At 40.4% G+C, this 24,607-nt stretch carries 18 protein-coding genes; 11 read left to right on the top strand and 7 right to left on the bottom strand.

Going from position 1 to position 24,607, the window contains the following annotated elements:
- Positions 1-101: 101 nt before the first annotated feature.
- The 7 genes from HFD85_RS12605 to HFD85_RS12575 all read left to right on the top strand — a co-directional run bounded on the left by HFD85_RS12605 (position 102) and on the right by HFD85_RS12575 (position 13,409).
- Complete coding sequence (locus HFD85_RS12605; protein ID WP_167610146.1) at positions 102-1,286, top strand: efflux RND transporter periplasmic adaptor subunit; 1,185 nt, start codon at positions 102-104, stop codon at positions 1,284-1,286.
- Between the two features lie 2 nt (positions 1,287-1,288).
- The gene (locus tag HFD85_RS12600) at positions 1,289-4,501 is read left to right on the top strand and encodes an efflux RND transporter permease subunit (RefSeq protein ID WP_167610143.1); all 3,213 of its coding nucleotides are present in this window, start codon (positions 1,289-1,291) and stop codon (positions 4,499-4,501) included.
- Complete coding sequence (locus HFD85_RS12595) at positions 4,488-5,777, top strand: TolC family protein (RefSeq protein ID WP_167610140.1); 1,290 nt, start codon at positions 4,488-4,490, stop codon at positions 5,775-5,777. The genes HFD85_RS12600 and HFD85_RS12595 overlap by 14 nt, the downstream gene beginning before the upstream one ends.
- Positions 5,778-6,242: 465 nt before the next feature.
- Positions 6,243-8,882, top strand: coding sequence for a sensor histidine kinase (locus HFD85_RS12590; RefSeq protein WP_167610137.1), 2,640 nt, complete (start codon positions 6,243-6,245; stop codon positions 8,880-8,882).
- Positions 8,882-9,631, top strand: coding sequence for a LytR/AlgR family response regulator transcription factor (locus tag HFD85_RS12585; protein ID WP_167610134.1), 750 nt, complete (start codon positions 8,882-8,884; stop codon positions 9,629-9,631). Before HFD85_RS12590 ends, HFD85_RS12585 begins: the two co-directional genes overlap by 1 nt.
- A 143-nt stretch (positions 9,632-9,774) precedes the next feature.
- Positions 9,775-12,645 (top strand): histidine kinase, encoded by a 2,871-nt coding sequence (locus HFD85_RS12580; RefSeq protein ID WP_167610132.1) that lies wholly within the window; start codon positions 9,775-9,777, stop codon positions 12,643-12,645.
- Positions 12,646-12,662: 17 nt separating this feature from the next.
- The gene (locus tag HFD85_RS12575) at positions 12,663-13,409 is read left to right on the top strand and encodes a LytR/AlgR family response regulator transcription factor (protein WP_167610129.1); all 747 of its coding nucleotides are present in this window, start codon (positions 12,663-12,665) and stop codon (positions 13,407-13,409) included.
- 51 nt (positions 13,410-13,460) lie between these two features.
- Here HFD85_RS12575 and HFD85_RS12570 read toward each other — a convergent pair whose 3' ends face one another.
- Together HFD85_RS12570 and HFD85_RS12565 are read right to left on the bottom strand one after the other, a co-directional pair.
- Entirely contained in the window at positions 13,461-14,363 is a 903-nt protein-coding gene (locus HFD85_RS12570; RefSeq protein WP_167610126.1) for an MBL fold metallo-hydrolase, read from the bottom strand.
- A gap of 51 nt (positions 14,364-14,414) precedes the next feature.
- Positions 14,415-15,131, bottom strand: a complete 717-nt coding sequence (locus tag HFD85_RS12565) for an SDR family oxidoreductase (protein ID WP_167610123.1) — start codon at positions 15,129-15,131, stop codon at positions 14,415-14,417.
- 213 nt (positions 15,132-15,344) lie between these two features.
- Between HFD85_RS12565 and HFD85_RS12560 the strand changes: the two genes are divergently transcribed.
- A complete protein-coding gene (locus HFD85_RS12560) occupies positions 15,345-16,460 on the top strand; it encodes a hypothetical protein (RefSeq protein WP_167610120.1) in 1,116 nt (371 codons plus the stop codon).
- 2 nt (positions 16,461-16,462) lie between these two features.
- Here the strand turns inward: HFD85_RS12560 and HFD85_RS21700 are convergent, their stop codons facing one another.
- Positions 16,463-16,609 carry a hypothetical protein gene (locus HFD85_RS21700; protein ID WP_206081967.1) on the bottom strand — a complete coding sequence of 49 codons (147 nt, stop codon included), beginning with the start codon at positions 16,607-16,609 and terminating at the stop codon, positions 16,463-16,465.
- A gap of 100 nt (positions 16,610-16,709) precedes the next feature.
- Here HFD85_RS21700 and HFD85_RS12550 point away from each other — a divergent pair, with 100 nt between their 5' ends.
- A complete protein-coding gene (locus HFD85_RS12550; RefSeq protein WP_167610117.1) occupies positions 16,710-17,834 on the top strand; it encodes a tetratricopeptide repeat protein in 1,125 nt (374 codons plus the stop codon).
- Positions 17,835-17,838: 4 nt separating this feature from the next.
- On the opposite strand, the gene HFD85_RS12545 is transcribed toward HFD85_RS12550, so the two are convergent.
- Positions 17,839-18,528 carry a response regulator transcription factor gene (locus HFD85_RS12545; RefSeq protein ID WP_167610114.1) on the bottom strand — a complete coding sequence of 230 codons (690 nt, stop codon included), beginning with the start codon at positions 18,526-18,528 and terminating at the stop codon, positions 17,839-17,841.
- Positions 18,529-18,691: 163 nt separating this feature from the next.
- Complete coding sequence (locus HFD85_RS12540) at positions 18,692-20,422, bottom strand: sensor histidine kinase (protein ID WP_167610111.1); 1,731 nt, start codon at positions 20,420-20,422, stop codon at positions 18,692-18,694.
- A 141-nt stretch (positions 20,423-20,563) separates the two neighbouring features.
- Here HFD85_RS12540 and HFD85_RS12535 point away from each other — a divergent pair, with 141 nt between their 5' ends.
- On the top strand, positions 20,564-21,460 hold the full coding sequence (locus HFD85_RS12535) for a hypothetical protein (protein WP_167610108.1): 897 nt from the start codon (positions 20,564-20,566) through the stop codon (positions 21,458-21,460).
- A gap of 85 nt (positions 21,461-21,545) precedes the next feature.
- On the opposite strand, the gene HFD85_RS12530 is transcribed toward HFD85_RS12535, so the two are convergent.
- A complete protein-coding gene (locus HFD85_RS12530) occupies positions 21,546-21,986 on the bottom strand; it encodes a nuclear transport factor 2 family protein (RefSeq protein ID WP_167610105.1) in 441 nt (146 codons plus the stop codon).
- Between the two features lie 163 nt (positions 21,987-22,149).
- Between HFD85_RS12530 and HFD85_RS12525 the strand changes: the two genes are divergently transcribed.
- A complete protein-coding gene (locus HFD85_RS12525) occupies positions 22,150-22,809 on the top strand; it encodes a 3-keto-disaccharide hydrolase (RefSeq protein ID WP_167610102.1) in 660 nt (219 codons plus the stop codon).
- A 25-nt stretch (positions 22,810-22,834) separates the two neighbouring features.
- On the opposite strand, the gene HFD85_RS12520 is transcribed toward HFD85_RS12525, so the two are convergent.
- Positions 22,835-24,607, bottom strand: coding sequence for an alpha-L-rhamnosidase-related protein (locus tag HFD85_RS12520; RefSeq protein WP_167610099.1), 1,773 nt, complete (start codon positions 24,605-24,607; stop codon positions 22,835-22,837).

The following is a 24,607-nucleotide window of genomic DNA, read 5'->3' as shown; positions in this document are numbered from 1 at the left end:
ATGTAGTTTTAACACAATAATTGTAGTTGTGTTAAGATTTTTTGTTGATTTTTGCGATCTGTTTTGAAATTAAGTTCGAAGTAACCTAAGAAGATTGAACCATGAGTTGGAGAAAAATTACTTTTATTGTTGTTGCCCTCATCGTGTTGTTGGGTGGTTCAGCAGCGCTTTCTGAATTATTTGTTTCGATGAAACCCGAACCGCCTACCAAACCCGGGCAGGACCTGAAACGCTTTGTAAAAGCTGAAACAGTGAAATATGACGATGTAGTCTCACCTTTAACACATGAAGGCCGTGCCAGTTCGGGGAGCGAAGTTGTTCTGGTGGCAGAGGCTGCCGGGAAGATTGAGCCCGGAACCGTGCGCCTGAAGAAAGGCACAAAATTCGAGCAAGGTCAATTACTGGCTGAAATTTATAAAGATGAAGTAGAACTGGCTTTAAAAGCCCGGAAGAGTAGTTTCCTGACCACGATGATCTCGCTGCTTCCCGACTTGAAAGTTGATTTCCCGGATGCTCTTGAAACTTACGAAAGTTTTTTCCGACAGATCGATCTGAATAAGGATCTTCCTGATTTTCCTGAGGTTAGCAACGAAAAACTAAAAATATTTTTAGCCAGCCGTGGTGTTTACAGCGAGTATTTCGGCATTAAACAAGACGAAAAGAAATTAGAGCGACACAGTTTATACGCTCCTTTCGATGGTACTTTCTCGCAGGTTAACTACGAGGTTGGAGCCTATGTGAACACAGGCGCACAGATTGCAAAAATGATCCGTACCGACAATATTGAGATCGAGGTTCCTGTGCCAAACAGTGAAAGTAACTGGATAAAAGTTGGCGATAAAGTAGAAGTTCACGAAATGAACAGTAATGAAGTTTTGACGGGAACGGTGATCCGGATTTCTAATTTTATTGACGCAAATACCCAATCGCGCAGCATCTTTGTACAGGTACTGAGTAAACCGGGGCATGAACTGCTTCCGGGCGAATATAAAAATGTGAGTTTCCCCGGACAGGTAATCGAAAGGGCAATGGAAATCCCACGCAATGCCGTTTTTAATTCCAACGAAGTTTATGTAGTGATTGACGGCAAATTAAAGAAGCGTGAAATCAATGTGCTTAAAACAACCGAAACCACCCTTATTTTTAATGGTTTAAAAGAAGGTGAAAAGCTGGTTGTACAGCCGCTTATTAATGTAAAAGAAAATACACCTGTTGGTATTCTTGGCGAAGAGCAACCTGAAATGCAGGGAGGCAAAAAAGCTAAATCAACCAAAGAACAGGCCTAGTCATGAAGAATAATCCTATTGCACTTTTTGTCCGGTTCCCGTTCTATGCCAACCTGATACTTGTCTTTTTTATCATTGTAGGGGGAATCAGCCTCTACTCGATGAAAAAGTCATTTTTCCCCGAGCGCGAATCGAACATTATAAATGTAAGCGTAATGTATCCTGGAGCTTCTCCGGTTGAAATGGAGGAGGGGATCACTTCAAGGGTAGAGGAAGCCGTTCGGGCTATTCCCGGAATTTACGAGATTAACTCGGTATCATCGGAAAACAGTTCGCGTGTTACCATCGAATTTGAACCGAGTTACGATATCGATGAAGCACTAATAGAAGTAAAAAATGCCGTTGACGGTATTTCAGCTTTACCTACTGCTGCTGAACGGCCGATTGTTGCTAAAACAAGGACGACTTCTCCGGCTGCCCGTATGGAAGTTACCGGAAATGTTGACCTGATGACACTGAAAAGTTATGCCCAGCAAGTGGAAGAAGATTTCCTTGCGTCAGGATTTATGAGCCAGGTGTCAATCTCAGGTTTTCCGGCGCTTGAGATTTCGGTGGAAGCACACGAAGAAGATCTCTTGCGTTACGGCATTACATTCACCGATCTGCAAAATGCCATATCAAACAATAACCGCGATGTTTCGGGCGGACAAATACGTTCTGCGGAAGAAGAACTTTTGATTCGTCTTCGTTCGCGCAGTTCCGATCCGAACAAAATTGGCAACATTATTTTGCGTGCCAATGCCGATGGCAGCGTGATTCGCATTCGTGATATCGCTTCGGTTAAAATGAAATTTTCGGATGTACCAAACAAGGCCATTGAAAATGGGAATCCGGTGATCAACCTTCGGGTTAATAAACTGATTACCGAAGATTTGGACGAGATTGATGTATATATTAAAGACTACGTTAAGCAGTTTAACTCAAAAAATTACGGTGTTGAACTGAAACTTTCGCGTTCCTATCTCGATGTTTTAAAGTCACGTTTGGCACTGCTCTATACCAATGGCGGTCAAGGATTGGTGCTGGTTGTACTTATTCTTGGAATCATGCTTAGTACCCGACTTTCGTTGTGGGTAGCATGGGGAATCCCGGCATCTTTCCTGGGCATGTTCATCATTGTAAATGCCATGGGTGTTACCATCAACATGATGTCGCTTTTCGGGATGATCCTGGTAATTGGTATCCTGGTTGACGATGGAATTGTGATTGGTGAAAACATTTTCCAGCATTTTGAAAAAGGAAAGAGTCCGATGCGGGCAGCGGTAGACGGTACAACCGAAGTAGTTCCTGCTGTTATCACTTCTGTTCTGACAACGGTATTTGCATTTTCACCGTTGATTTTTATTACGGGACGAATGGAGATGATGTACGAAATGGCAGTGATTGTGATCTTCAGTTTGATAGTTTCGCTTTTGGAAGCCTTTTTTGTTCTGCCTGCTCACCTTGGAAACAAACATGTTCTCAACCGAAAGATTCTTAACGCAAAAGCAACGGGTGTACGAAAATACATCGAAAAGTTTTTTAGCTGGTTACGCGATTATGCCTATGATGGGGTACTGAAGCTGGTTATCGAATGGCGTTACATTGTAGCTGCTATTCCTGTAGCTATGATCATTATTACTATGGGATTGATTGGGGGACAGATCATTAAAACCACGTTCTTCCCACGTATGGAATTCGATGATTTCAATATAAATATTGCATTTACGCCGGGCTCGGGAGAGCAAAAAACAATGGAATACCTGCAGCGTTTCGATAGCGTTGTTTGGGTTGTGAATGCCGAGATGATGGAAGAATACAATGACACGCTTCCAATAATCGAGAGCAGCATTATTAATCTGGGATCGGGTTTCGACCGTTCAGAAAGTGGTGCTCATGCCGGTAATGTGGATGTTTCTCCGCGAAACTCAGAAGAAACGGGAATCAGTTCCTTCGAAATTATCGAACGAATCAGAAAACACCTGGGCACAATTCCGGAAGCTGAGAAATTTACGATAGGTTCGCGCGGACGTTTTGGTTCGCCTGTTTCTATCGGGCTTCTTTCACGCAATATTGAAGAGTTGGAGCATGCCCGCGATTACCTGATGGATAAACTGCACACTTATCCGCAGCTAAAAGACATTGTAAATACCAACGCGATGGGTAAAGAAGAAATTCTTCTTGAGCTGAAACCCAAGGCTTACATGCTTGGTTTGAACGAAAGTACCATTGCGAATCAGATCCGTCAGGCATTTTATGGTGGCCAGGCACAAAGGTTGCAGGTTGGCCGCGATGAAATACGTATTTGGGTGCGTTATCCGGCTGAAGGAAGGGCAAAACTCGGTCAACTGGAAAACATGAAAATTGTGACTCCCCAGGGCGAATATCCTTTTACCGAACTGGTAGATTATAAAAAGGAACGCGGGCCGGTAAATATTAACCGGTTTAATGGTCGCCGCGAAATCAGGGTTGAGGCCGATCTGGTAGATCCGGATGCTTCGGTAACCGAAATACTCAATCTGATTAAAGCCGACGTAATTCCTGAGTTGCAGATGCTGTATCCGGGACTCAGAATTGAATACATGGGGCAGCAGAAAGAAAGTGAGCGAAACATGGGCGACCTTTTGTTCCTGTTTCCAATGGCCTTTCTGGCTATCATTTTTATCCTGATGGTAAATTTCAAATCGTTTGAGCAACCGCTTATAATTTTGATCATGATCCCGATTTCCATTCTTGGTGCGGTTTGGGGACATGGCATTCACGGAAAACCATTATCGATATTAAGTCTTTGGGGAATTGTAGCCCTCACCGGTGTTATCGTAAACGATGCTGTAGTGTTCCTTGCGAAATACAATTTGCTGATTACCGAGGGCACGAAAGTGAAAGATGCCATTGTTGAGGCAGGAAAATCGAGGTTACGGCCAATTATCCTGACAACGCTTACTACCTCGTTCGGGCTGTTCCCGCTGGTACTCGAGAAAAGTTTTCAGGCACAGTTTCTAATTCCAATGGCCATTTCACTGGTTTATGGTGTGGCCTTCGGTACCTTATTTATTCTGTTATTCTTCCCGGCTTTAATCATCATTTTAAGTGATATCCGAATGTTTGTTCGCGAAACCTGGACAGGAAAGAAATTTGAACGCGAAGAACTGGAAATCGCCTGGATTCACTCGCAACGAAAAATCGATGATACCATTGATGTAAAACACGAAAACGAAGAACATGAAAGTCATTAAAATATTAGTTCTACTCCTGTTTATTTTCGGAACTGCCGGAGCGCAGCAAACGCTTTCGTTAACCGATGCCATTTCGAAGGCACTGGAAAACAATTACGGAATAATTATAGCAAAGGGGAACCAGCAAATTGCCGAAATCCAGAATAACTGGGGAACGGCCGGTCGCTATCCTTACATCACCCTTTCGGCAGCTGATAATAATTCATACAACATTGTTGAAGGCAATGACAATGTGAACAATCGCTTTACCGGAGGTGCAGTGCTTGGCTGGACTTTGTTCGACGGTTTCTCGGTTCGCATTAACAAAACCCGGCTCGATGAACTGGAAAATCTCTCAAAGAACAATACCGCACTTCTTGTTGAAGGCACCATTCAGTCGGTGATTCTTGCCTACTACGATGTATTGCTCCAAAAAGAAAAACTGGCCAATGTGCAAGTGGTAATGGACCTGTCGAACGATCGTTACGATCAGGCTCAGCAGAAAAAGGAATATGGTTCGGCGGTGACTTACGATGTGCTTCAGGCCCAAAATGCTTACCTCGAAGACCGCGCCAGCTATCTACTGCAGGAAGTTGCCTATAAAAATTCGAAACGTAACCTGGCCTACTTAATGGCCGAAAAGGAAAATATCGATTACGAATTAACAGAACAATTCGAACCTGTTTTGGCCGAATATACACTGGCCGACCTGGAAGCTCAAATGATGGCCAACAACAAAAGCCTGCAGTCGCAATTCATAAACCTTCGTTTGCTCGAAAATCAGATTGCTGCTGCAAAAAGTGCGTATTCGCCCAGCCTCGATTTTACCGGCGGTGTTTCGGGAACAACCACCCGTTTAAAGCCCGAAAGTGCCGATGCCAGCTGGAGCAAAAATGCCACCATGTACGGTAATTTTACACTTAGCTGGAACCTTTTTAGCGGTGGTAACCGAAAACGCGCAGTTCAAATTGCCGAGATCGATCGCGAACTGGCTGATGTGGAAATGGACGACATTCAACACGATTTGACCAATCAACTGGCCAACTTGTACGAGTTTTACCAGGTGCGGAAAGAATTGCTGGTTCTGGCACGTGAAAACATTCAGGCTGCACAACTTAATCTACAAATCTCGCGCGAAAAATTTGAATCAGGTGCCATCAATTCCTTTAATTTCCGTGATGTACAACAGATTTATCTGAATGCTGCACAAGGTGAATTACAGGCCATTTATTATTTTATCGATGCACAAACTTCGCTGCTGCGTTTAGCCGGAGTCATTGTACAGGATTACGAATAGATATTTCAGAATTAATATTTCCCGGATACTAGTCCAAACTTGCCAAATACTAATTCACTTCCTTTTTTATCAGGAAGTGAAGGCATTTTTGTCGCATAAATAATGTTAAACACTAAATTTAATGCGATGAAAAAAATCAGCCTGCTCCTTTTAATCTTTTGCTTAATTCTACAATCGAATAATGTTAATGCTTCCAATCACGAAGGAAAAGTTGATATCACACCCAAATTACAAAAAGGGCACAGCTGGAATATGGTTGTAGAGCTAGGTGGACAAAATACCCATTGGAATTTTGACTTAAAGGATGGCCTTTCAAACTGGTTACCAAACAATTTTATGGGAATGCAAGATTCCAAATTAAAATATGAATGGGATGTTTCTTGTTTAAGCTCAGATATTGACAAATTGATTCTACGGTTCGAGTTAAAAAGGATTATTGAAGAGTCGAGACTCAAGAGTGACAATTTGGAATATTTAGTTTATAACGATACAGATTATCCTTTAACGCTGAACCAGGAAGATATTAGTAAAATTGATGAGATTATCGGGAAAATTATTGACATTGAGATACCCTGGAATACTGATTCAACAATTATTAGAACAAATAATGATTTTAACGGGAACAACATTAGTTTTCCAAGTTTTACCTTTCAAAACAGAAAAGCCGCTAAAAACCAATTTGTGAGTTTTTCAAGTAATGAATATGCAAGTGTTGCTTCAGCATCATTATGGCTTTTAATGATTCAGTGGAGAAATGCGCTACCGGAATCACCGGTTAATATTGGTGACAGATGGAATTCGGCATTTCGCATTGCCGGAGATACTCCCAAGGGTAAATCGGTTGAACTGGATTATGAGTTAGTAGAAACAAATTCAAATAATGTTTTAATAAAGGTCAGGTACGAGGACTCGGAAAATGAACTGCTTATTGATCGTGAGACTGGATGGCCGGCTTTTTTAGATAATTTTTCGGTCATAAGAAGTTACTCGTATAACTTGTCAAATCCGAATACACATGTTGAGGGATACTTTAATGATGAACTGAATGGGGAAGCATTGTTCGAGATAAAGTATCCCACTGGATATGAAGCGCGAAAACTTGAGGTGGTGAATGGGAAATTCAATATTGATTTGGATTTAAAAGAACCTGTTTTAGCCAAGGTCAGATTTAAGAAAGTTCAATCCAATATTTTTCTTACTCCAATGATGAATGTAAATGTGCAATGGGATGAGGGAAAAATGCTGGCAAAAGGTTTTGGTGCCGAAGATATTAATTGTGTGGAAGAGATTTTTAAAAAACCTTTCTATTTCGATTATGCAACCAATGATTATCCAAAGGGAAGAATTATTAAAAAATGGGGTGACTTTACAGAAAGGATTGATAGTATTCTTTCTACTTACGGTTCCACCATTTCGGTTAACTGTAGAAATTATATAACTGATGAAAGAGATTTTCGCAAAGCTTCCTGGTTTGTGTCTGCACTTGACAAGATTAGGTTTGAACAATACACCAATTACCCTTTATTTATTCCAAAAGATTTTAATCGTTTAAATGAGAATAAGGAATATTTTCAGACCTACCTTGATACTTTGCAGATTAACGGGGACATCAGTTTGTGTTCAGAAGCGTATCATGTTTTTATTTGCGAATATCTTAAGTTAGAGCAGACTAAATTTCTAAGTGGAAAGAGCAGAGGATATGGTCGTGACAGATTTGCAGAAAACATTCTTTTTGCCGGTATTCAATACATCGGCTACCCTTATTACTTCTCAGTATACGACATATTGAAATCGGAAATCATTAAAGGGAATACTGCATTAATCCAAAAGGAATTAGAGGACTTCTATAATCTTCCCTGCAGCTCGTCGTTAAAAAATGACTTAAAGAAAGAAATTGATGAAATGGAACCCCTGAAACCCGGGAATGCATTTCCGGTTTATGAAATCGTGGATATCGATGGAAAAACTCAAAAGCTTCCCAAGGGTGAGTTTTGCATAGTAGATTTGAATGAATCTTTTTCTGCCCAGAATCCTCAGCACAAAGAAGAAGCGGAAGAATTGACAAGAATAATAGCAAAGGATGATCGAATTGAAAAAATTAATTATGTAGTTATTCGACCCGATTTTGCAAAAGGCAAGATGGTTGAAACTCCCAGTAATGACACTGTGAATTTCGCACATATTTATTTGTCTGAAGATGATATCACAACATTGAGTTCGTTCAAAATGGTTGAAGGTCGTCGGGTACTTTTACTGGATAAAGACTTTAAGATCATCAATAATAATATTGGAAGAATCAGACCTTATTCAGGGCATAATTTTTCTGAAATTCTTGACAAATACTTCGAAGCCCAAAACCAGTCCAAATCGCACGAAGGAAGAAAGGCTATGACTTTAGGTGCACTAATTACCTTATTGGGAAGCTCGCTTGTTGCCTGGATTATTATCAAAATTAACGGCCGGCGCATTAAAAAGAGAGAAGCAGCCCGCAGAAAACTTTCTGAGCTGGAACTGAAAGCGATACGTTCGCAAATGAACCCGCATTTTATTTTTAATGCGATGGGATCGATCCAAAACCTGATGAACCACAGTCAAACCGAAAAGGCAAACCTGTATTTATCGCGCTTTGCCAAACTCATGCGGATGGTATTAAGCAGCTCGAACAAGAAACTGGTGAGCCTTGCCGACGAGCTGGAATTAATTCGTTTATACCTGGAACTTGAAAAGCTGCGGATAGATTTTCGATACAATATTAAGCTGGTAGATGCTGTTAATCCCGAAACCGAAGAAATCCCCGGAATGCTTTTGCAACCCTTTGTGGAGAACGCCGTTATACACGGCATTACTCCCAAAGGGGAGGGGAATATTGAAGTGGAAATTTCGAAAGTAGGGTCGAATCTGGTGTGCTCGATCACCGACGATGGAGTGGGAATCGATCCGGAGAAAACTGGAAACGGAAACGGGTTGGCCATGAAGTTTGCCGAAAAGAGAGTTAATTTGCTGAGCGAACAATTAAAAACCCGTATGAAGCTGGAAGTGCAAAACCGAAATTTGTCGGAAGGCAAGAGCGGAACAAAAGTTACCCTTATAATTCCTGTTGAATAATGAAGATACGAGCCATTATAGTAGAAGACGAAAAAAGCAATCGCGAAAACCTTGCAAAAATTCTAGATGAATACTGTAAGAATGTAGAACTGGTTGCGTTATGTAGTTCTGCCATAGAAGGAAGAAAAGCAATAAGCGAACTTCAACCCGATTTGATTTTTCTGGATATTGAAATGCCCGGAGGCAACGGCTTCTCGATGCTGGAAAGTTTGGAACAAATTAATTTTGAAGTAATTTTTGTAACAGCATTCGACCATTATGGAATTAAAGCGGTAAAATTCTGCGCCCTCGACTATCTGCTTAAACCCATAGATTTGCTGGAACTTACACAGGCGGTTGACAAAGTGGAGAAACGCCTGGTTGAGAAAAGTGATAACCTTCGAATGAAAACAATGCTCAATAATCAGAAAAACAAGTTGAGCTCACCCAAAATAGCCATTCCACTATCTGATAAAATTGAATTTGTTGAGGTTTCCTCGATTGTCCGCTGCGAAGGCGACGGTAATTACACCAATTTTTTCCTGAAAACCGGAGAGAAAATCATTGCTTCGAAAACACTTAAAGAGTTTGATGAATTGCTGAGCGATTACAATTTTTTGCGTGTTCACCAATCCCACCTGATTAACCTCAACGAGGTAAAATCCTACATCAAAACCGACGGCGGTTACATAAAAATGAACGACGGATCTACCGTAAGCATCGCCCGGCTCAGGCGCGAAATGGTGCTGGATAAGCTGAAAGGAATGTAAGAACAGTTTTGTAACATTGACTAGTTCCGCTACCTACCAAATTTACACCGAAACTCACCCAATCTCCATTCAACTCATTTCTTCCGGATTCCTGTTTGGATATTTGAAGCGTAAAATTTCAATAATCTACTAATTTTAACGCAATGAAGAAAATCAACTTATTACTGTTTCTTATTTGTATTCTGTTTCAGACTTCTTATTTAACCGCAGGTAACGCGGATGAGAAGATTGACCTTTCTCCAAAAATAAAAAAGGGGGATAGTTGGAATATGGTTTTTAATCTTGATACAGATATAGAAAACTTGATGTTCTTTGATACCCTGAATGTTAAGAATATAGCTACCTTAAAGAAACTAAAAGCAGTTACAGATTGGAAAGTCCAATGTCTAGAGATAAGCGATTCAGTAATAAAACTTAAATATACTTTAGAAAGGTTTAAGGTTCAGAGTCGATTATCTCTGGGAGCAGATACCGTGGTTCTTTTTAATGACTCTGATTATCCAATTTTTGAAAAAGATATCGATTATGAGTTTTTGGAAGAGATTATTGGTAAATCGATGGAGTACCTATGTGAGAATGGTAAGGGAAGTATTACAAAGAATGAATTCACCAATGAAATTTTGTCAATACCCGTCCACAATATTTCAAATGATATATTTGGTAATGATTATGGCATTAACCTGAGTATTAACCTTTATGGATTATTAGGTCCAAAACTCATTAATTATTCTTCAACACTTTTTACCAACGTTTTATCATTTGCTCCAGAAAAAATAGGGAAACGATGGAAAACCAACATACAAATTTCAACTTCCGATAGCATAATTAATGATACATTCGATTCTCAGGTTGTTAAAAAAGATAGTAACATTGTATATATACAAATTGAAGGACAAAGACAACCTTTTCTTGCAGATGTAAATTTGGGTATTCCTTTTGTATTCCCAGATAATATCTGTTTCATCTATAATTTTCCGAATTTGAATAATACAAGAATTCGGGGGAATATTGAAAATACAGACTATATAGGTGAAGTTAAACTTGATATTTTTACACCCTTACTAAAAAAAGATACTTCGGTTTTAATTGAGAATGGTAAATTCAATATAGAGATAGATTTGAATGAGCACGTTTTTGCCTATTTAACTTTTAATGGCAAACGAAAATATTCACTTTTAATTCGGCCTGGTATGCAGGTTGATTTTAAATGGGAGAAAGGGAAAAAATTTCCCAAAATAACAGGTTTCGGAGCGGACGACATGGAATTCATATTAAAATATTATGCCTCTTTCCCTCCATATGATTACCAACCCTATTTCTGGCAGTTTTCGAGAGATACCAAAAATTTGTACAACAAATATTTAAAAGAATTTGATGGCAAATTATCTACGGAATGTCTTCAATTCTTAAAAGAGGATTCGACTTATAAGGTTGGTTTTATGAAAGTACTTAGTATGATTAGCCGTAGGCAAGATCGTGATTTTTTTGCTCAAATCGATTCAATTCCTTTATTAAGTTTTAACTCTGAATTGCTACCAAATTACTATCTGTTTTCCACAGAAAACAGGATATTAAAACTCAAAACTTTAAAAAAACAAATTGGGGGAGTTTATAACGATAAAAATTATGATGAAAACATTCAATTTGCAAAAATTATGTACAAAGGATACCCAATGTATCAAGCGATTTATTCTGTTATCCGTGATGCATTGCTTAATGGAGATGTCCAAATTATCCAAAAAAATTATAATGATTTTTTGCAGTTCCCAATTCACCCTAAATTTAAGGATGATCTAAAAAAATTGTATTCAGGTATTGAAACCCTCCAAAAAGGAAATCCAATTCCAGTGACTTCATTTTATGATTTTGAAAAAGGTGAGGTTGAATTAAAAAGTGGTGAGTTACAAATTCTTGATATTAATGTTTATGAGTATAGTTTTTATCAAACAATTGAAGGGCAAATAAGGCAATTAGAAGACCTTATCAGACTTGACAACAGAATCGACAAAATAAATATAACAGTTATTCGCCCGGAGTCATCTAAAGGAAAATTTGAAGAATACAATGGTAAAAAATCAGTTGACGTAACCTACATTTATCTTCCCGAAGATAAAATCAAGCAACTAAAATTACTTCAACTTAATAACAAGCGAAGAACTTTGTTTTTGGATAAAAACTTAAATATACTTGATAATAACTTTGCCAGTCCTTTTATAAATGCCCGGACTCAATTACCTAAAATATTAGACGATTATTTCGAATCGCTTAATCAACCAAAATTAAAAGCCGATACACGTCGGCTTTTACTCTTTATTCTTGTCAGTCTGGTTTGTTTTGGCTTTTTAACCTGGTTGATCATTCGGGTTCGTACGCAAAAAATCTCTAAGCGTGAAGCTGCCAAACGGAAACTTTCGGAATTGGAATTACGCGCCATACGTTCGCAGATGAATCCGCATTTTATGTTTAACGCGCTGAATTCCATCCAAAACCTGGTGAATAAAAGCAAGATTGAAGCGTCGAACATTTATCTTTCGGAATTTGCTGAAATGATGCGGCTTGTTTTGAACAACTCCGAAAAACAACTGGTACCGCTCGAAGAAGAAATGAAGTTGATTAAATCGTACCTGGAACTGGAAAAGCTCCGGATTCCATTTGAGTTTGAAATTATAATTGATCCGGACATCCATCCGGAGGAAGAAGAAATACCCGGAATGCTGATTCAGCCTTTTGTTGAGAATGCTGTTATACACGGCATTGCACCTCAAAAAGGCGGAGAAATAAAAGTAGCATTCACCAAAACAGATCATAAGATTTGCTGTGAAATTACGGATAACGGAATGGGGATTTCGAAACGCTCGGAACAACGAAACGGAAACGGCAAAGCCATAAAAATGTTGGAAGAGCGTATAAAAATTGTGAACTCACAAACAACCGAAAAGCTTACTTTCGAAATTATTGACCGGAACAAAATGAATGAAAAGGGAACACTGGTAAGGATTGAAATTCCTGTTTAGACTAAGAAATCTTGAATATGAATAAAATAAGAACCATATTGGTTGACGACGAACCCGGAAACAGTGAAAACCTGCGTAATCTTTTGGCAAGGTATTGCCCGCAGGTGGAGGTTTTAGCTTGCATCGACAACATTCATTCTGCGGTTGAAACCATCGTGCAGCAAAAGCCGGAACTTATTTTTTTGGATATTGAACTTATCGAAGGAACCGGATTCGATTTGCTTGAAATGCTCCCGGTAAAAAACTTTGAGGTAATTTTTGTAACCGCATTTGATCAATACGCGCTTAAAGCCATAAAATTTTGTGCGCTAGATTATATCTTAAAACCGGTAAACATAAAAGAATTGGTGAAAGCTGTTTCCCTTTTTGAAGAGCGCCGGAAGGAGAAATTTGATAACAAAAGAATGCAGGTGTTGCTCGATAACTTTTCTGCATCAAAGAAGCGTATTGTACTGCCTTTATCTGATAAAATGGAGTTTGTTGAAGTTGACCGGATTTTGCGGATTCAGGGAGAAGGGAACTACAGTCATGTTTACCTGATTTCCGGAGAAAAATTCCTGGTTTGCAAAGCCTTAAAAGAGTTTGACGAATTGCTTTCTGAATATAACTTTTTGCGTGTTCACCAATCCCACCTGATTAACCTCAACGAGGTAAAATCCTACATCAAAACCGACGGCGGTTACATAAAAATGAACGACGGATCTACCGTAAGCATCGCCCGGCTCAGGCGCGAAATGGTGCTGAGCGTTTTAAAAGAAATTTAAGGTCGGGAAAAACTCGGTTGAGGTCGAGTTTGTAAAACTTTGAACCGGGTTTTATTCAATTACCATACAGTCGTGCCCCACAATCACTTCACCATCATATTTTGTTGCTATTTCATTTAGGAGATCTTCTTCGGTATCGCCCCAGGAAAGCAGGTGATACAGCACCAGTTTGCCGGGTTTTGTTTTGGCTGCAAGTTCGCCAAGTTCGAGTGAGGAAGTATGGTTGGCAGCGTGGTATTTTTTCCAGAATTCATTTCGTTTGGTCCAGCGGTGATACGAATATACTTCGTGAACAAGAATATCGGCACCTTTCGAGTAGTTCAGTATATTCTCGCAAGGTCGCGTGTCGCCCGAAAGTACGATGGTTTTATCGGGGGTAGTAAATCGAAACCCAAAGGCGTTGATCCAGCTGCCGTGCTCTACATGGAAAGCCTCAACTTTTACCAGCGAATCAACATAAATAATCCCGTCCTCTTCAAATTCGTGGGTGTTAACTTTCCAACCTGTTTCATTGGCAGGTTCCAAACCATTCAACCTGTAATCTATATCGGCCTTGTAAGCTTCCACAATGTTGTCGGCCAAATGTTTTGTCCCAACCGGCCCGTACAATTCAAGCGGCACATCGCGCTCCAGAACCCAGGGAGTCAGCAATAGATCGGGCAGGCCGATGGTATGGTCGGAGTGCAGGTGGGTAAGAAAAGCGAGCTTTAGGTTTTTAGCTTCCAGTTGCGGAAATTCTCCACCGTATTGCGGTGTCATTCTTGCTGCATTCCGTACAAGGCCTGCACCAAAATCAACCAGATAGGCATTATCGTTTACAAGGATGGCAACACTGCTTCCTGCATGATCGGGATCGGGATTTGGAGTTCCGGTACCCAGCAGAATTACTTTGGTTTGTGCGTTGGCAAAAACATTCAAAAGTACGGTAAGCGAAAGAAGAACCAGGTATTTCATTCGATGTAAATTGCTTATTGTTTTTAACGATCAAAGAGCTGAGCGCCCAAATTAGCTAATGCTAAGTTTCGATTCAATGACCACCTCTTTAACACAGGCCGCAGGTGAAAGTTCGAGTAACCATTTTATGGTTTTGAAAAGGTCTTCGGGCTCTATCATTTCTTCGGCAGCCAGAGGAGTACCGGCATCGTAAGCCATTTTGGTGTTTACCCAACCCGGGCACAGAGCAGTAACTTTAATTCCCTGTGGAGTGAGTTCGCGGTACAAGGACTCGCTCAATCCCAGCATCCCGAATTTTGAGGCGCTGTATCCGCCACTTCCGGCAAAACCAACTTTCCCCGATCGCGAAACTACATTAAAAATATAGCCCATTCCCTGTTCCTGCATTACCGGAACAATGACTTTCGTGAGATTAAACTGGGCAGTGAGATTGGTCGTTATCATCGCCTGGAAATCGAACTCGGAAAGCTCCAAGGTACCATCGAAATAAATACCGGCATTGTTCACCAGTACGTCAATCCGGCCGTGTTTAGCTAATATAGCATTTACAGTTTCCCACATTTTACCGGTGTCGGTAATATCAAGTTGAAAAATGCAGGGTGCCAGACCTCCGGTATTGACAATTTCAGTGGCTGCCAGTTCAAGGTCCATCAGATTGCGCCCGATTAATACGGTTTGAAAATTTAATCTTGCCAGTCCGTTTGCAACTGCCCGGCCGATTCCTTTTCCTGCACCCGTAATTACGGCTATTCGGTTCTCTAAAATCATATCCTGTTTTTTGCTAAAGATACGATGTGAATGCAGGAAATAAAAATGCATACAACTCTTAGTAAGGATGTCATCTTTTCAAAAGATGACATCCTCGGTGTTACTAAAATCATACATTCACTTTTTTTTAAGACCCGACCAGATTGCAGGAAATGTAAATAATATAAAGAGTTCCTTAATTTTTGTAACTTCATATCCAAAAACCTACTGACAATGAAAACTTTACCGTTTATTGCAATCCTCGTTTCTATGTTTTTAACTCCTGATTCCTTAGCTCAAAAGCTTAATCAGGTGGTTTTGGATGCTTATGAAATAAGGATGAATGGCAACGCCGATGAGGCCGCTGACATGCTAAGAAAGTACATCGAAAAAGATTCCTCAAATGCCATGGTTTATTTTGAATATGCCAGGGCTTTGTGTCATTTGTCTCCTTCACGAATTGATTTCAATCCGAGATTAAGAAATCCTGGTTATATAACAGATACCTTAACAAGAGAAGCTGCTTTAAGAATGATCGATAAAGCCATATCTATTGATCGTAACAATCATTGTTTTCATCAATTAAGGGGAAGTATTTTTTTGATGCTGCCGGAAAAACCTTCTCGTGAAGAAGATTCAATTTTTTCATTTATCGAAGACAACTTTGAGCTTGTTCCGTCTGTCGAACTGGCTAGCGCTCTTTATGGTAAATATCTATTAGATAGCTTGATGGGGACATTGGAAGTGGATCCGATGAAAATGCAAAAATTCAAGGAATACATAAAAAGTAACGATCGGTTCGAATATTTAAAGCAAATAAAATGGGAAGACGAACAGAACAGAAATATGAAGCACCTGGCATATTATAAGCAGTTTCTTGTAACCGACAGTTTAAATGTAAAACTTTTAAAGGAATTAGGGTACCAAAGTTTTTTAGTTGACAGTATTGAATTGGGAATAGGATTTTATGAAAAGGCATTAAATATTTGTGGCGATTACCAGGAGGCTCTTGGGGAGTTATGGCGAAGTCCCCTGGGAGAATCCCGTTCAATGAGAAGTGCACGGCCACTATCGGATGCACAAAAGTTTTATGAAGAATGGAGAAGGGAGAAATTAACTGCCTTCCTTGAAACAGGACCAGATGCGCCAATCAGGTGTCTGGCATATATGTCTTTGTCGAATAGTTATAAAAAAACAGGAGAAGAAGAGCAGGCACGGAAAATGGATTTGGCTGCCCGGGAGTCTGATCCTTATTTTTATGAACTTGGCTTTTATGAGGAGATGCTCTTGAGGCATCCAAATGAGATTTTTAAGTATTCAAACCTTATCCCAGATAATGTGGGCGAATAAGTTTAATTTTTGTCCTCCAGCAAAAAACCAGTTCCATGTATGTTTCTGATTTCGATGTTCGGATCGTCTTTCAGGTACTTCCGAAGTTTATTATCGGCAAAGGAAGTAATCTTTTCAAAAGATGACATCCTCGGTGTTACTATAATCATACATTCACTTTATTTAAAGACCCGACCAGATTGCAGGAAATATAAATAATATAAAGAGTTCCTTAATTTTTGTAACTTCATATCCAAAAACCTGCTGACAATGAAAACTTTACCGTTTATTGCAATCCTCGTTTCTATGTTTTTAACTCCTGTTTCCTTAGCTCAAAAGCTTAATCAGGTGGTTTTGGATGCTTATCATTTACGAATGAATAATGAGGCCACAGAAGCAGCTGATTTACTCGAGAATTACCTTAAAAAGGATAGCACCGACGCTTTGGTTTATTTCGAATATGCAAGAACGCTGTGTCATTTGTCTCCGGAACAAATCGAATTTAACCGCGCCGAAAGAAAGCGGATCAACAACACCGACACTTTAAAAAGAATGCAGGCCCTTGGTGCAATCGATAGGGCAATAAAACTTGATCCCTGGAACCATTATTATTCTTCCTTACGGACGGACATAATATTTAGTTTAGGGAGTAATTTTCAGTCAAAAGTTAAATTAGATCAAATTGATAATACATTCAATGTCTTAGAAAAAGATTTTGAAGTCAGACCATCTATTGAGATAGCTCATGGGCTTTATGTAAAGTATTATATGCAAAGTCTTATGGATTCTACAAAAGCTGATCCTGTTAAGATCAAAAAATACCGCGATTATTTGGAAGAAAATGACAGGTTTTTATTTCTGAAGATAAAATACGAAGAGGTAGGTTCAGGAAAAAAAATGTCGAGACTGGATTATTATTTACAATTTCTTACTACTGACAGTTTAAATTTTAAACTACTAAAACAACTGGGTGATATTTATTTAGAAAAGGATAGTGTTACTAGAGCTATTGGATTCTATGAAGATGCATTGGAAATAAGTGGAGATTACCAGGATGTGTTAGGTTTTCTATGGCTTAATCCGATTGCTGAATCTAAATCCCTCAGGCACAATTTGAATGTAGAGTCAAAGGAAACGCTTGATGAGTGGAAAGTCGAAAAAATTATGGCTTTTCTGGAGACAAATCCGAATGCTCCCTCTAAATGTCTTTCGTATATGTCATTGTCAAATATTTACAGAAGGTGGGGTGAAAATGAAAAGGCGCAGGAGATGGAATTGATGGCCAGGAAAACAGAACCTTATTTTTATAAACTCGGACATTACGATGAAACTCTGCTCAGAAATCCGCTTGAAGTATTTGAGTATTGTAACCTCAGAGAAAACCTTTCAGAATAGATAATTATTTCACTTCCAGCAAAAAACCAGTTCCATGTATGTTTCTGATTTCGATGTTCGGATCGTCTTTCAGGTACTTCCGGAGTTTAGTAATAAAAACATCCATGCTTCGGGCGGTAAAGTAGCCGTCGTCGCCCCAGATTTTTCGCAGTGCAGTTTCACGGCTGAGCAATTCGTTCTTATTCTGGCAAAGTAATTTTAACAAGTCGGCTTCTTTAGGCGAGAGTTTTTGTTTTTCGCCATCTCGGGAAATACTTCTTAGTTTAGAATCAAAAACATACGAACCAATTTCAAAAACAAAAGCTTCTGATTTTGTTTCTACCGACTGCCGTTTGATAATGGCTTGAATTTTCGCCAGCAAAACTTCGGTATCGAAAGGTTTGGTGATGTAGTCGTCGGCACCCAGGTTGTAGCCTTTCAAAATGTCCTCTTTCATGCTTTTGGCGGTGAGGAAAACCATGGGAATGTCTTTGTTGATCTTCCGTATTTCTGATCCAACCGTAAAACCATCCACATTCGGTAACATCACATCGAGGATGCAAATATGATAGTCACCGCCGTTGAAGCGCTCCAGGGCATGTTTTCCGTCATCGACCCAGGTAACATCGTAGTCGTTTATTTCGAGGTACGATTTCAACACCGCGCCAAAACTCAGATCGTCTTCAACAAGAAATATGTGTTGTTTTACTGTCATTGTTCTTCCATATAACCACCCCCGTCCGTCAGCTGACGGACGGCCCCCTCCTTTGGAAGGAGGGGAAATTCGTGGTTCAAAAAGTATAATTAATTCAAAATTGTACTGTCTTTATAATTTATGCCGGCCTCAATTCTCCTCCTTTAAGTACGAGTGAGGAGGTTTACTCCCTCACAAAAGGTAAAAATACATCAAATTTACTTCCCTTACCCGGTTCACTGGAAACCGAAATAGTTCCTTTATTGGCTTCTATAACGGCTTTCACGTAGCTGAGGCCCAACCCGAATCCCTTAACATTATGCACGTTTCCGCTGGTTTGCCGGTAAAAGCGCTCAAATATTTTTGCCTGCACCACTTTATTCATTCCAATGCCTTTGTCGGCCACCGAAATTAAAATTCCCTTTGCAGTATTTTTTGTGCTAATTGTGATCTCCGGTGCGTCGGGAGAATATTTATTGGCATTATCGATGAGGTTGTACACCACATTTGTACAATGAATTTTATCGGTGGTTACTACCGAGTTGACAGCGCCAAAATCCATTTCTATTTTCCCGCTGCGTTTCTCTATTTGTAAAATAATACCCTGAATGGCATCTTCAATCAACTCGTGTACATCGATGGTTTCCCAGCGGAAATCAAACTCTTTGCGGTCGAGGCGGGCAATCGTAAGAATGTCTTCCACCTGTCGGTTCATACGGGTGTTTTCTTTTTTTATCATCCCTGCAAAATAACGGATACGTTCGGGATCATTCACCACTTTATCGTTGGTAATAGAATCGGTAGCTACCGAAATGGTGGCAATCGGCGTTTTAAATTCGTGCGTCATGTTGTTGATGAAATCCGATTTCATTTCCGAGATCTTCTTCTGGCGCAGGATGTAAAAAATGCTCAGTGCGAAGGCCATCAGAATAAAGAGTGAGAACATAAACGAGGCCACCAGCAACCAGTTCAGCGAGCGATAGATAAAACTGCCTTTCTCCGGGAAAAATACGGCCAGTTTAATGTTTTTCTGAAAGATATCGTTGGGATAAAGGTTGGCCTGAAATGCAGATGATACCACTGCCAAAGAATCACTTACGCCCATGGGGAAATCGGCAATGCTGTCGTGGATAATTCCAAATTCAAAGTCGAGCGTAATATTTCCCTGGAGTAATTCAGTTGTTAACACATCGAATATCTGGGTTTCATCAATTTGTCGTACATCCCAGCCCGACACTTCGCTCACCATTTTATTGGCAATGCGTTTCAGATTCCCGGCTTTTACCTGCACCCGCTGCGAAAAATCGGGACGCAAAACATTAAAAGTATCGAGTTCCATCAACACCGAATCGATCTTCACGGAAGTAAAAGTGTACAAGGAATCGGCATCCGAAATTATGGTGTCTTTTTTTATAAATACCATGCTGTTTGCGCCGGTATTATTGCCTGCAACCACAACATGAGCGGGGCTGGTGGTTTGCCGAACATTATAAGTAAAGGTCTGACGGCTGTTGTCATCGCTGTCGTTTTCTACCTTAATCTCGATAACAGCTTCTTTATTGTTGGGAGAGATCTCGCGAATAATTTTTATTGGTTTGCGCTTTGCCTTAAGCGTGCTTTCAGAATCGACCCGGGCATGCCAGAATTGCCTTTCTTCATCCAAATCAAGCGCAATTTCCGGAGCAGTTGCCCAATGCAGCGAATCGTCATCGAAAATCATGTCGTTCACAACACCAAAATTGTGGATGTCTTCAAGCCGGTTAATCGTGCGTTGCATCGCTTCATTCACGCTGCGATCGAACATTTCGTTTTTTACCCGAACGGCATTGTTCATCCAGATCAATTGTACGGTGATGATCCCTAAAATAGAGATGCCCATCAGAATGACCAGTGCGGTAAATAATTTTTTGTTCATGGCTCAAATATAGCTATTTAGCCGGGCCATTTTTGGATTTTAACTTTTCCTTAACAGAGTTTAACCAGGCTTTAACGGATTGTGTCACAGTTTGTAGGCTATATTTGTTCCAGAAATCAAAAAACAAAAATTTTAAGTCCTATGAAAAGTATTTTTACGATCGCTGCAATGCTGACTTCAGCTATTCTGTTAACCTCTGCCGTATTATTTACCGACGTTCCACAGGATCCGCCTAAAAAAGGAAAAAAGCACATTAACCTTGTGCGCATAGATGATAGTGGTAAAAAAGTTGAAATTGATACCGTATTGGAAGCCAACCAGGTTTTTGTATGGAATGGCGACACCATTGGAAAAGACGGCGCTTTGAAATGGATAAGCGAAGATGGTGATTTTGATTTTGACATGGACATGAATTTCGATGTAAAAACCGATGGAAAGCATAAAGTGATTGTGATGAAATCGGGCGATGCAACTGCTCCGATGGTTTACGAATTCAAAACCAATGACGATTCAACAAAGCAATACCGTGTAAAAATGATTACTGCTGGCGATGAAGATCATATGAAGGTAATGAAATGGCATGCCGACAGCGATGAAGATGTATTTTTTGGAGCGCCTGCCGCACCACATAAAATGATGTTTGTTGGCGACCGTAAAAAAGGAAACGTAATAGACCTTAGCGATCCGGGTATTGTTTCTTACGAGAAAAAAGACTTGAAAGACGGTAAGGAAAAAATCGTGATTGTTCGCGAAAAACCATCGGAAGAGGCTATTGAAATGAATGAAGAGATCATAATTAATGGTGCACCAATGATACACGGGATGCATGCTCCGGTAGAAAAGCGCATAAAAGTAATTGCCGGCGACGATGGTAAAGTAGAAATTCTTGAAGATGGCGGTGTTTGGAGCGTGGAAAATATGGAAGAAGGCGAAAAGGTGATCGAAAAAGACGGTAAGAAAATCGTGATTAAAAAAATAAAGGAAGGCGACGAAGTAAAAGTTAACGTTGAAGTAGAAGAAAAAGAAGAAAAGAAATAGTTAATAATTAAACAGCAAAAAACAGAAGCAGGAAGGCCGGTTTCCCGATTGGGATGCCGGCCTTTTTTATTGCATTATTTTACTTCTATCCTTCGATCGGGGTACTCTGGCAAAATGCGATTAACCAATTGCCATGTTCTTTCTCCATGACGTAATTCTCGAGAGCCACTACATGCAGGTTCTCTCCCTGGAATTTACCATCAATCGTGAATTTTAAAAGAATGAGCCCTTGTTTTCCGTCAAAATCTGACTTAAAAGGTTCGAGACTGATTTTCTCTATTGTTGCACTTTCATAGTTTTTCACCTGGGCTTTGAATTCGTCCAGATTTTTGTAATAAACACCTGCATCGATGACAGAAAAATCATCGGCACAATATTTATCAAATCCGTCATAATCAAAAACCTTCATGGCATCATAAAATCCAGTGATGGATTGCATGGCTTTTTCTTCGTCAGAACTTTTAGGTACAGTTGTAAACCCGCAAAACAGGACAACCAGTGTGAATAGAGACAAAATTTTTTTCATCAGGCTAATTTTTTGGTGTGCCGGATTCTACGAGAAACATGCCAAAAGGTTCAATTCATTCAGGATTGTTATTTATAAGTATTCATTATCCAATAATTCGGTCTGGTCATCTTCATCCAAAATCTCTATCTTCGGACATAATCACTGAAATTTAAACGGAATTATGAAATCAAAAAAATTGGTGCTCTCAATTATGCTGTGCGTTCTTGTGGCAACTTCACTGCAGGCGCAACCGACATGGAAAAATTTGTTCGAAGATGATTTATCGAATGCTGCTTACAAAGCAGGAGTTTGGACAGCTGAGAATGGTGTGTTAACGGCAAGCGAGGACGAGTGTATCTGGACCGTTGATGACTACGATAATTTTGTTTTGGAATTGGAATTTAAAACAGCAGAAGGAACAAATAGTGGGGTTATTGTGTATTGCACCGATACCAAGAACTGGATCCCTAATTCTGTTGAAATACAAATTGCCGATGACTACGCCGAACAATGGGCAACTGCTGATAAAACCTGGCAGTGTGGTGCTATTTTTGGTCACTTGGCTGCCAGTGAAAGCCGCGTTAAAAAGCCGGGTAAATGGAATAAAATGCGCGTGAGTTGTCACGATCGGGAAATTTCCGTTGAATTGAACGGGAAAATCGTTACTGAGATGGACATGGCACTTTGGACAAGCGGAACGAAGAACCCGGATGGTACAGACATTCCATCGTGGCTAAGTACTCCCTTTGCTGAATTAGCAACTAAAGGGAAAATTGGCTTTCAGGGAAAACATGCCGGCGCACCAATTTGGTTTAAGAACATCAGAATTAAAGCGTTGTAGTACTTTGTGATGGAATCAACGTCTTTTACCGAACAATTTTAATCCCGTCCGGAGCATCGATTTTTGTATCAATTGCTCCATTTGTTAGCTTGGTATGCTTTACATTAACCACACCCAATGGCGTTGGAAAACTGCCTTCCGCCCATTCCAGGTCTCCCAGGTGGGGTTCTACTTTTAAGGTTTTACATCCGGGCTCCAATACTTTTATCCCCAGTACATTTTCCGTCAACCAGGCTGTGACTCCCGACGACCAGCCATGACACAGACTATGCCGGTAGCTGGGATAACAGTAGGCTCCGAATGAACCGTGTATGTCGTTCATCCCTTCGGGTGTGAACTCGTCGAGGCGGGCAGAATTTTCCATCCATTCGATATTAAAATCTTCCCAGAAAGTAGTGGCTCCCATGTCGAGCATACCTCCCCAGTAATCGCTCACAATTTCGAGTGCCTGATTGTAAAGGCCGGCCATAGCCAGCGCATCGAGCATGTACAGACCATAAAAGGTTGAAAAACGTGCTGCTCCGTCTACTGCTATTACTTCTTTACAGGCTTTTGTAGGATCTAAAATACCTGCTACTGCCATTAATGCAGCAGCTTGTTTCAGGTCGTTGTGTCCCATCACTTTACGGTTCAGTTTTTCGATGGATGAATCGCACTGTTGGGCTGCTTCCGCCGCATCCAGAATTTCACACAACTTACGTGCATCTTTCAGAGCCCAAACCAGGAGTGCACGGTAACCGGCTTCCACGCCTTCCTTGTTTGGCGTTGATGGCCAGTCTAAAAAGCGGAAAGGACTTAAGGTTTCCGTTCCGTCAGCCTCAATTTTAGAAGCGATCAGGTCAATCAAACCAACAATGTAATCCCGGTGGCGATTCAAAAAATCAAGGTCGCCATTCTGCATGTACCAGTCGTGATGAATGATGAGGTACCACATTGAATACGAACTCATTCCGTTCATCCAGTTAGGTAGGGGATACTGTTCGCAGGCCAGGTCGAGACTGCGGGGAACCACTTCATTATCGCCGAAAACTTTTGTTATCGTCTTCAGTTCGGGATGAAAATCGCCCAACCACACCAGCCGGTCGCGTTTAATGCCATCCCACAGGTATTCCTGCATGTTCAAATGAGTGGTGTAAGCTCCGGTCATCCAGATTTTATTTAGCCTGTCGTTGCTGCTGTTAAAAGAACCCAGATAAGGAATATCGCGGTAACGTAAAATAGCACTGACTTCTTTCAGATTGATGGTGGTATTGGGTTGAAGCAGATCGATACGAACAAAGCGAAATCCGGTGTTGCCGATTTCAATAAGCCCGGTGCGTGGAATTTCCATAATGATGTCGCGCTTGGCATGGTCGTCGGTTGAAAAACCCATCAGCCAGTCCGAGTTGTAAGTCTGGCTGTTTGCTTCTCCAACGGATTCGCCAAAACGAATCCTGACCAGTGATGGTTCGCGGCGCGAGGAACCTCCCATTACGAGTTGCAGCCCTCCGTGAAGTTCCTTTCCGTAGTCAAGTAATATGGAAGCTGTATCTGTGTCGGTGCTTTTCATGGAGCAAAAGATCTTTCTTTGGCTCATTTCCGACTGGCTGTTTCCAATTTTTAAGAGTACTTCAGTGTTGGTGATTCGTTCGCCGTTGGGATCGGAAGTCCACATAATGCGTTGTGGAGCGATAAAAACACGTGTTAACTCGTCTTTACGTGCTTTACCTTCGTAATCCGGACCAAATACAGGCGGCAGTTGGGCAAAGCAGGTAGTTTGCATCAGAACAACACACAAAAAAGAGAATAGTAGTTTCAT

Origin of the sequence: Maribellus sediminis (genome assembly GCF_011799805.1) — a bacterium.
GTDB classification, from domain to species: Bacteria; Bacteroidota; Bacteroidia; order Bacteroidales; family Prolixibacteraceae; genus Draconibacterium; species Draconibacterium sediminis_A.
This window is presented reverse-complemented; position numbering and strand designations above follow the sequence as displayed.

Coding starts and splice junctions, on each gene's coding strand:
- HFD85_RS12605 (WP_167610146.1), top strand. CDS start 102: ATGAGTTGGAGAAAAATTACTTTTATTGTTGTTGCCCTCATCGTGTTG.
- HFD85_RS12600 (WP_167610143.1), top strand. CDS start 1,289: ATGAAGAATAATCCTATTGCACTTTTTGTCCGGTTCCCGTTCTATGCC.
- HFD85_RS12595 (WP_167610140.1), top strand. CDS start 4,488: ATGAAAGTCATTAAAATATTAGTTCTACTCCTGTTTATTTTCGGAACT.
- HFD85_RS12585 (WP_167610134.1), top strand. CDS start 8,882: ATGAAGATACGAGCCATTATAGTAGAAGACGAAAAAAGCAATCGCGAA.
- HFD85_RS12580 (WP_167610132.1), top strand. CDS start 9,775: ATGAAGAAAATCAACTTATTACTGTTTCTTATTTGTATTCTGTTTCAG.
- HFD85_RS12575 (WP_167610129.1), top strand. CDS start 12,663: ATGAATAAAATAAGAACCATATTGGTTGACGACGAACCCGGAAACAGT.
- HFD85_RS12570 (WP_167610126.1), bottom strand. CDS start 14,363: ATGAAATACCTGGTTCTTCTTTCGCTTACCGTACTTTTGAATGTTTTT.
- HFD85_RS12565 (WP_167610123.1), bottom strand. CDS start 15,131: ATGATTTTAGAGAACCGAATAGCCGTAATTACGGGTGCAGGAAAAGGA.
- HFD85_RS12560 (WP_167610120.1), top strand. CDS start 15,345: ATGAAAACTTTACCGTTTATTGCAATCCTCGTTTCTATGTTTTTAACT.
- HFD85_RS21700 (WP_206081967.1), bottom strand. CDS start 16,609: ATGATTATAGTAACACCGAGGATGTCATCTTTTGAAAAGATTACTTCC.
- HFD85_RS12550 (WP_167610117.1), top strand. CDS start 16,710: ATGAAAACTTTACCGTTTATTGCAATCCTCGTTTCTATGTTTTTAACT.
- HFD85_RS12545 (WP_167610114.1), bottom strand. CDS start 18,528: ATGACAGTAAAACAACACATATTTCTTGTTGAAGACGATCTGAGTTTT.
- HFD85_RS12540 (WP_167610111.1), bottom strand. CDS start 20,422: ATGAACAAAAAATTATTTACCGCACTGGTCATTCTGATGGGCATCTCT.
- HFD85_RS12535 (WP_167610108.1), top strand. CDS start 20,564: ATGAAAAGTATTTTTACGATCGCTGCAATGCTGACTTCAGCTATTCTG.
- HFD85_RS12530 (WP_167610105.1), bottom strand. CDS start 21,986: ATGAAAAAAATTTTGTCTCTATTCACACTGGTTGTCCTGTTTTGCGGG.
- HFD85_RS12525 (WP_167610102.1), top strand. CDS start 22,150: ATGAAATCAAAAAAATTGGTGCTCTCAATTATGCTGTGCGTTCTTGTG.
- HFD85_RS12520 (WP_167610099.1), bottom strand. CDS start 24,607: ATGAAACTACTATTCTCTTTTTTGTGTGTTGTTCTGATGCAAACTACC.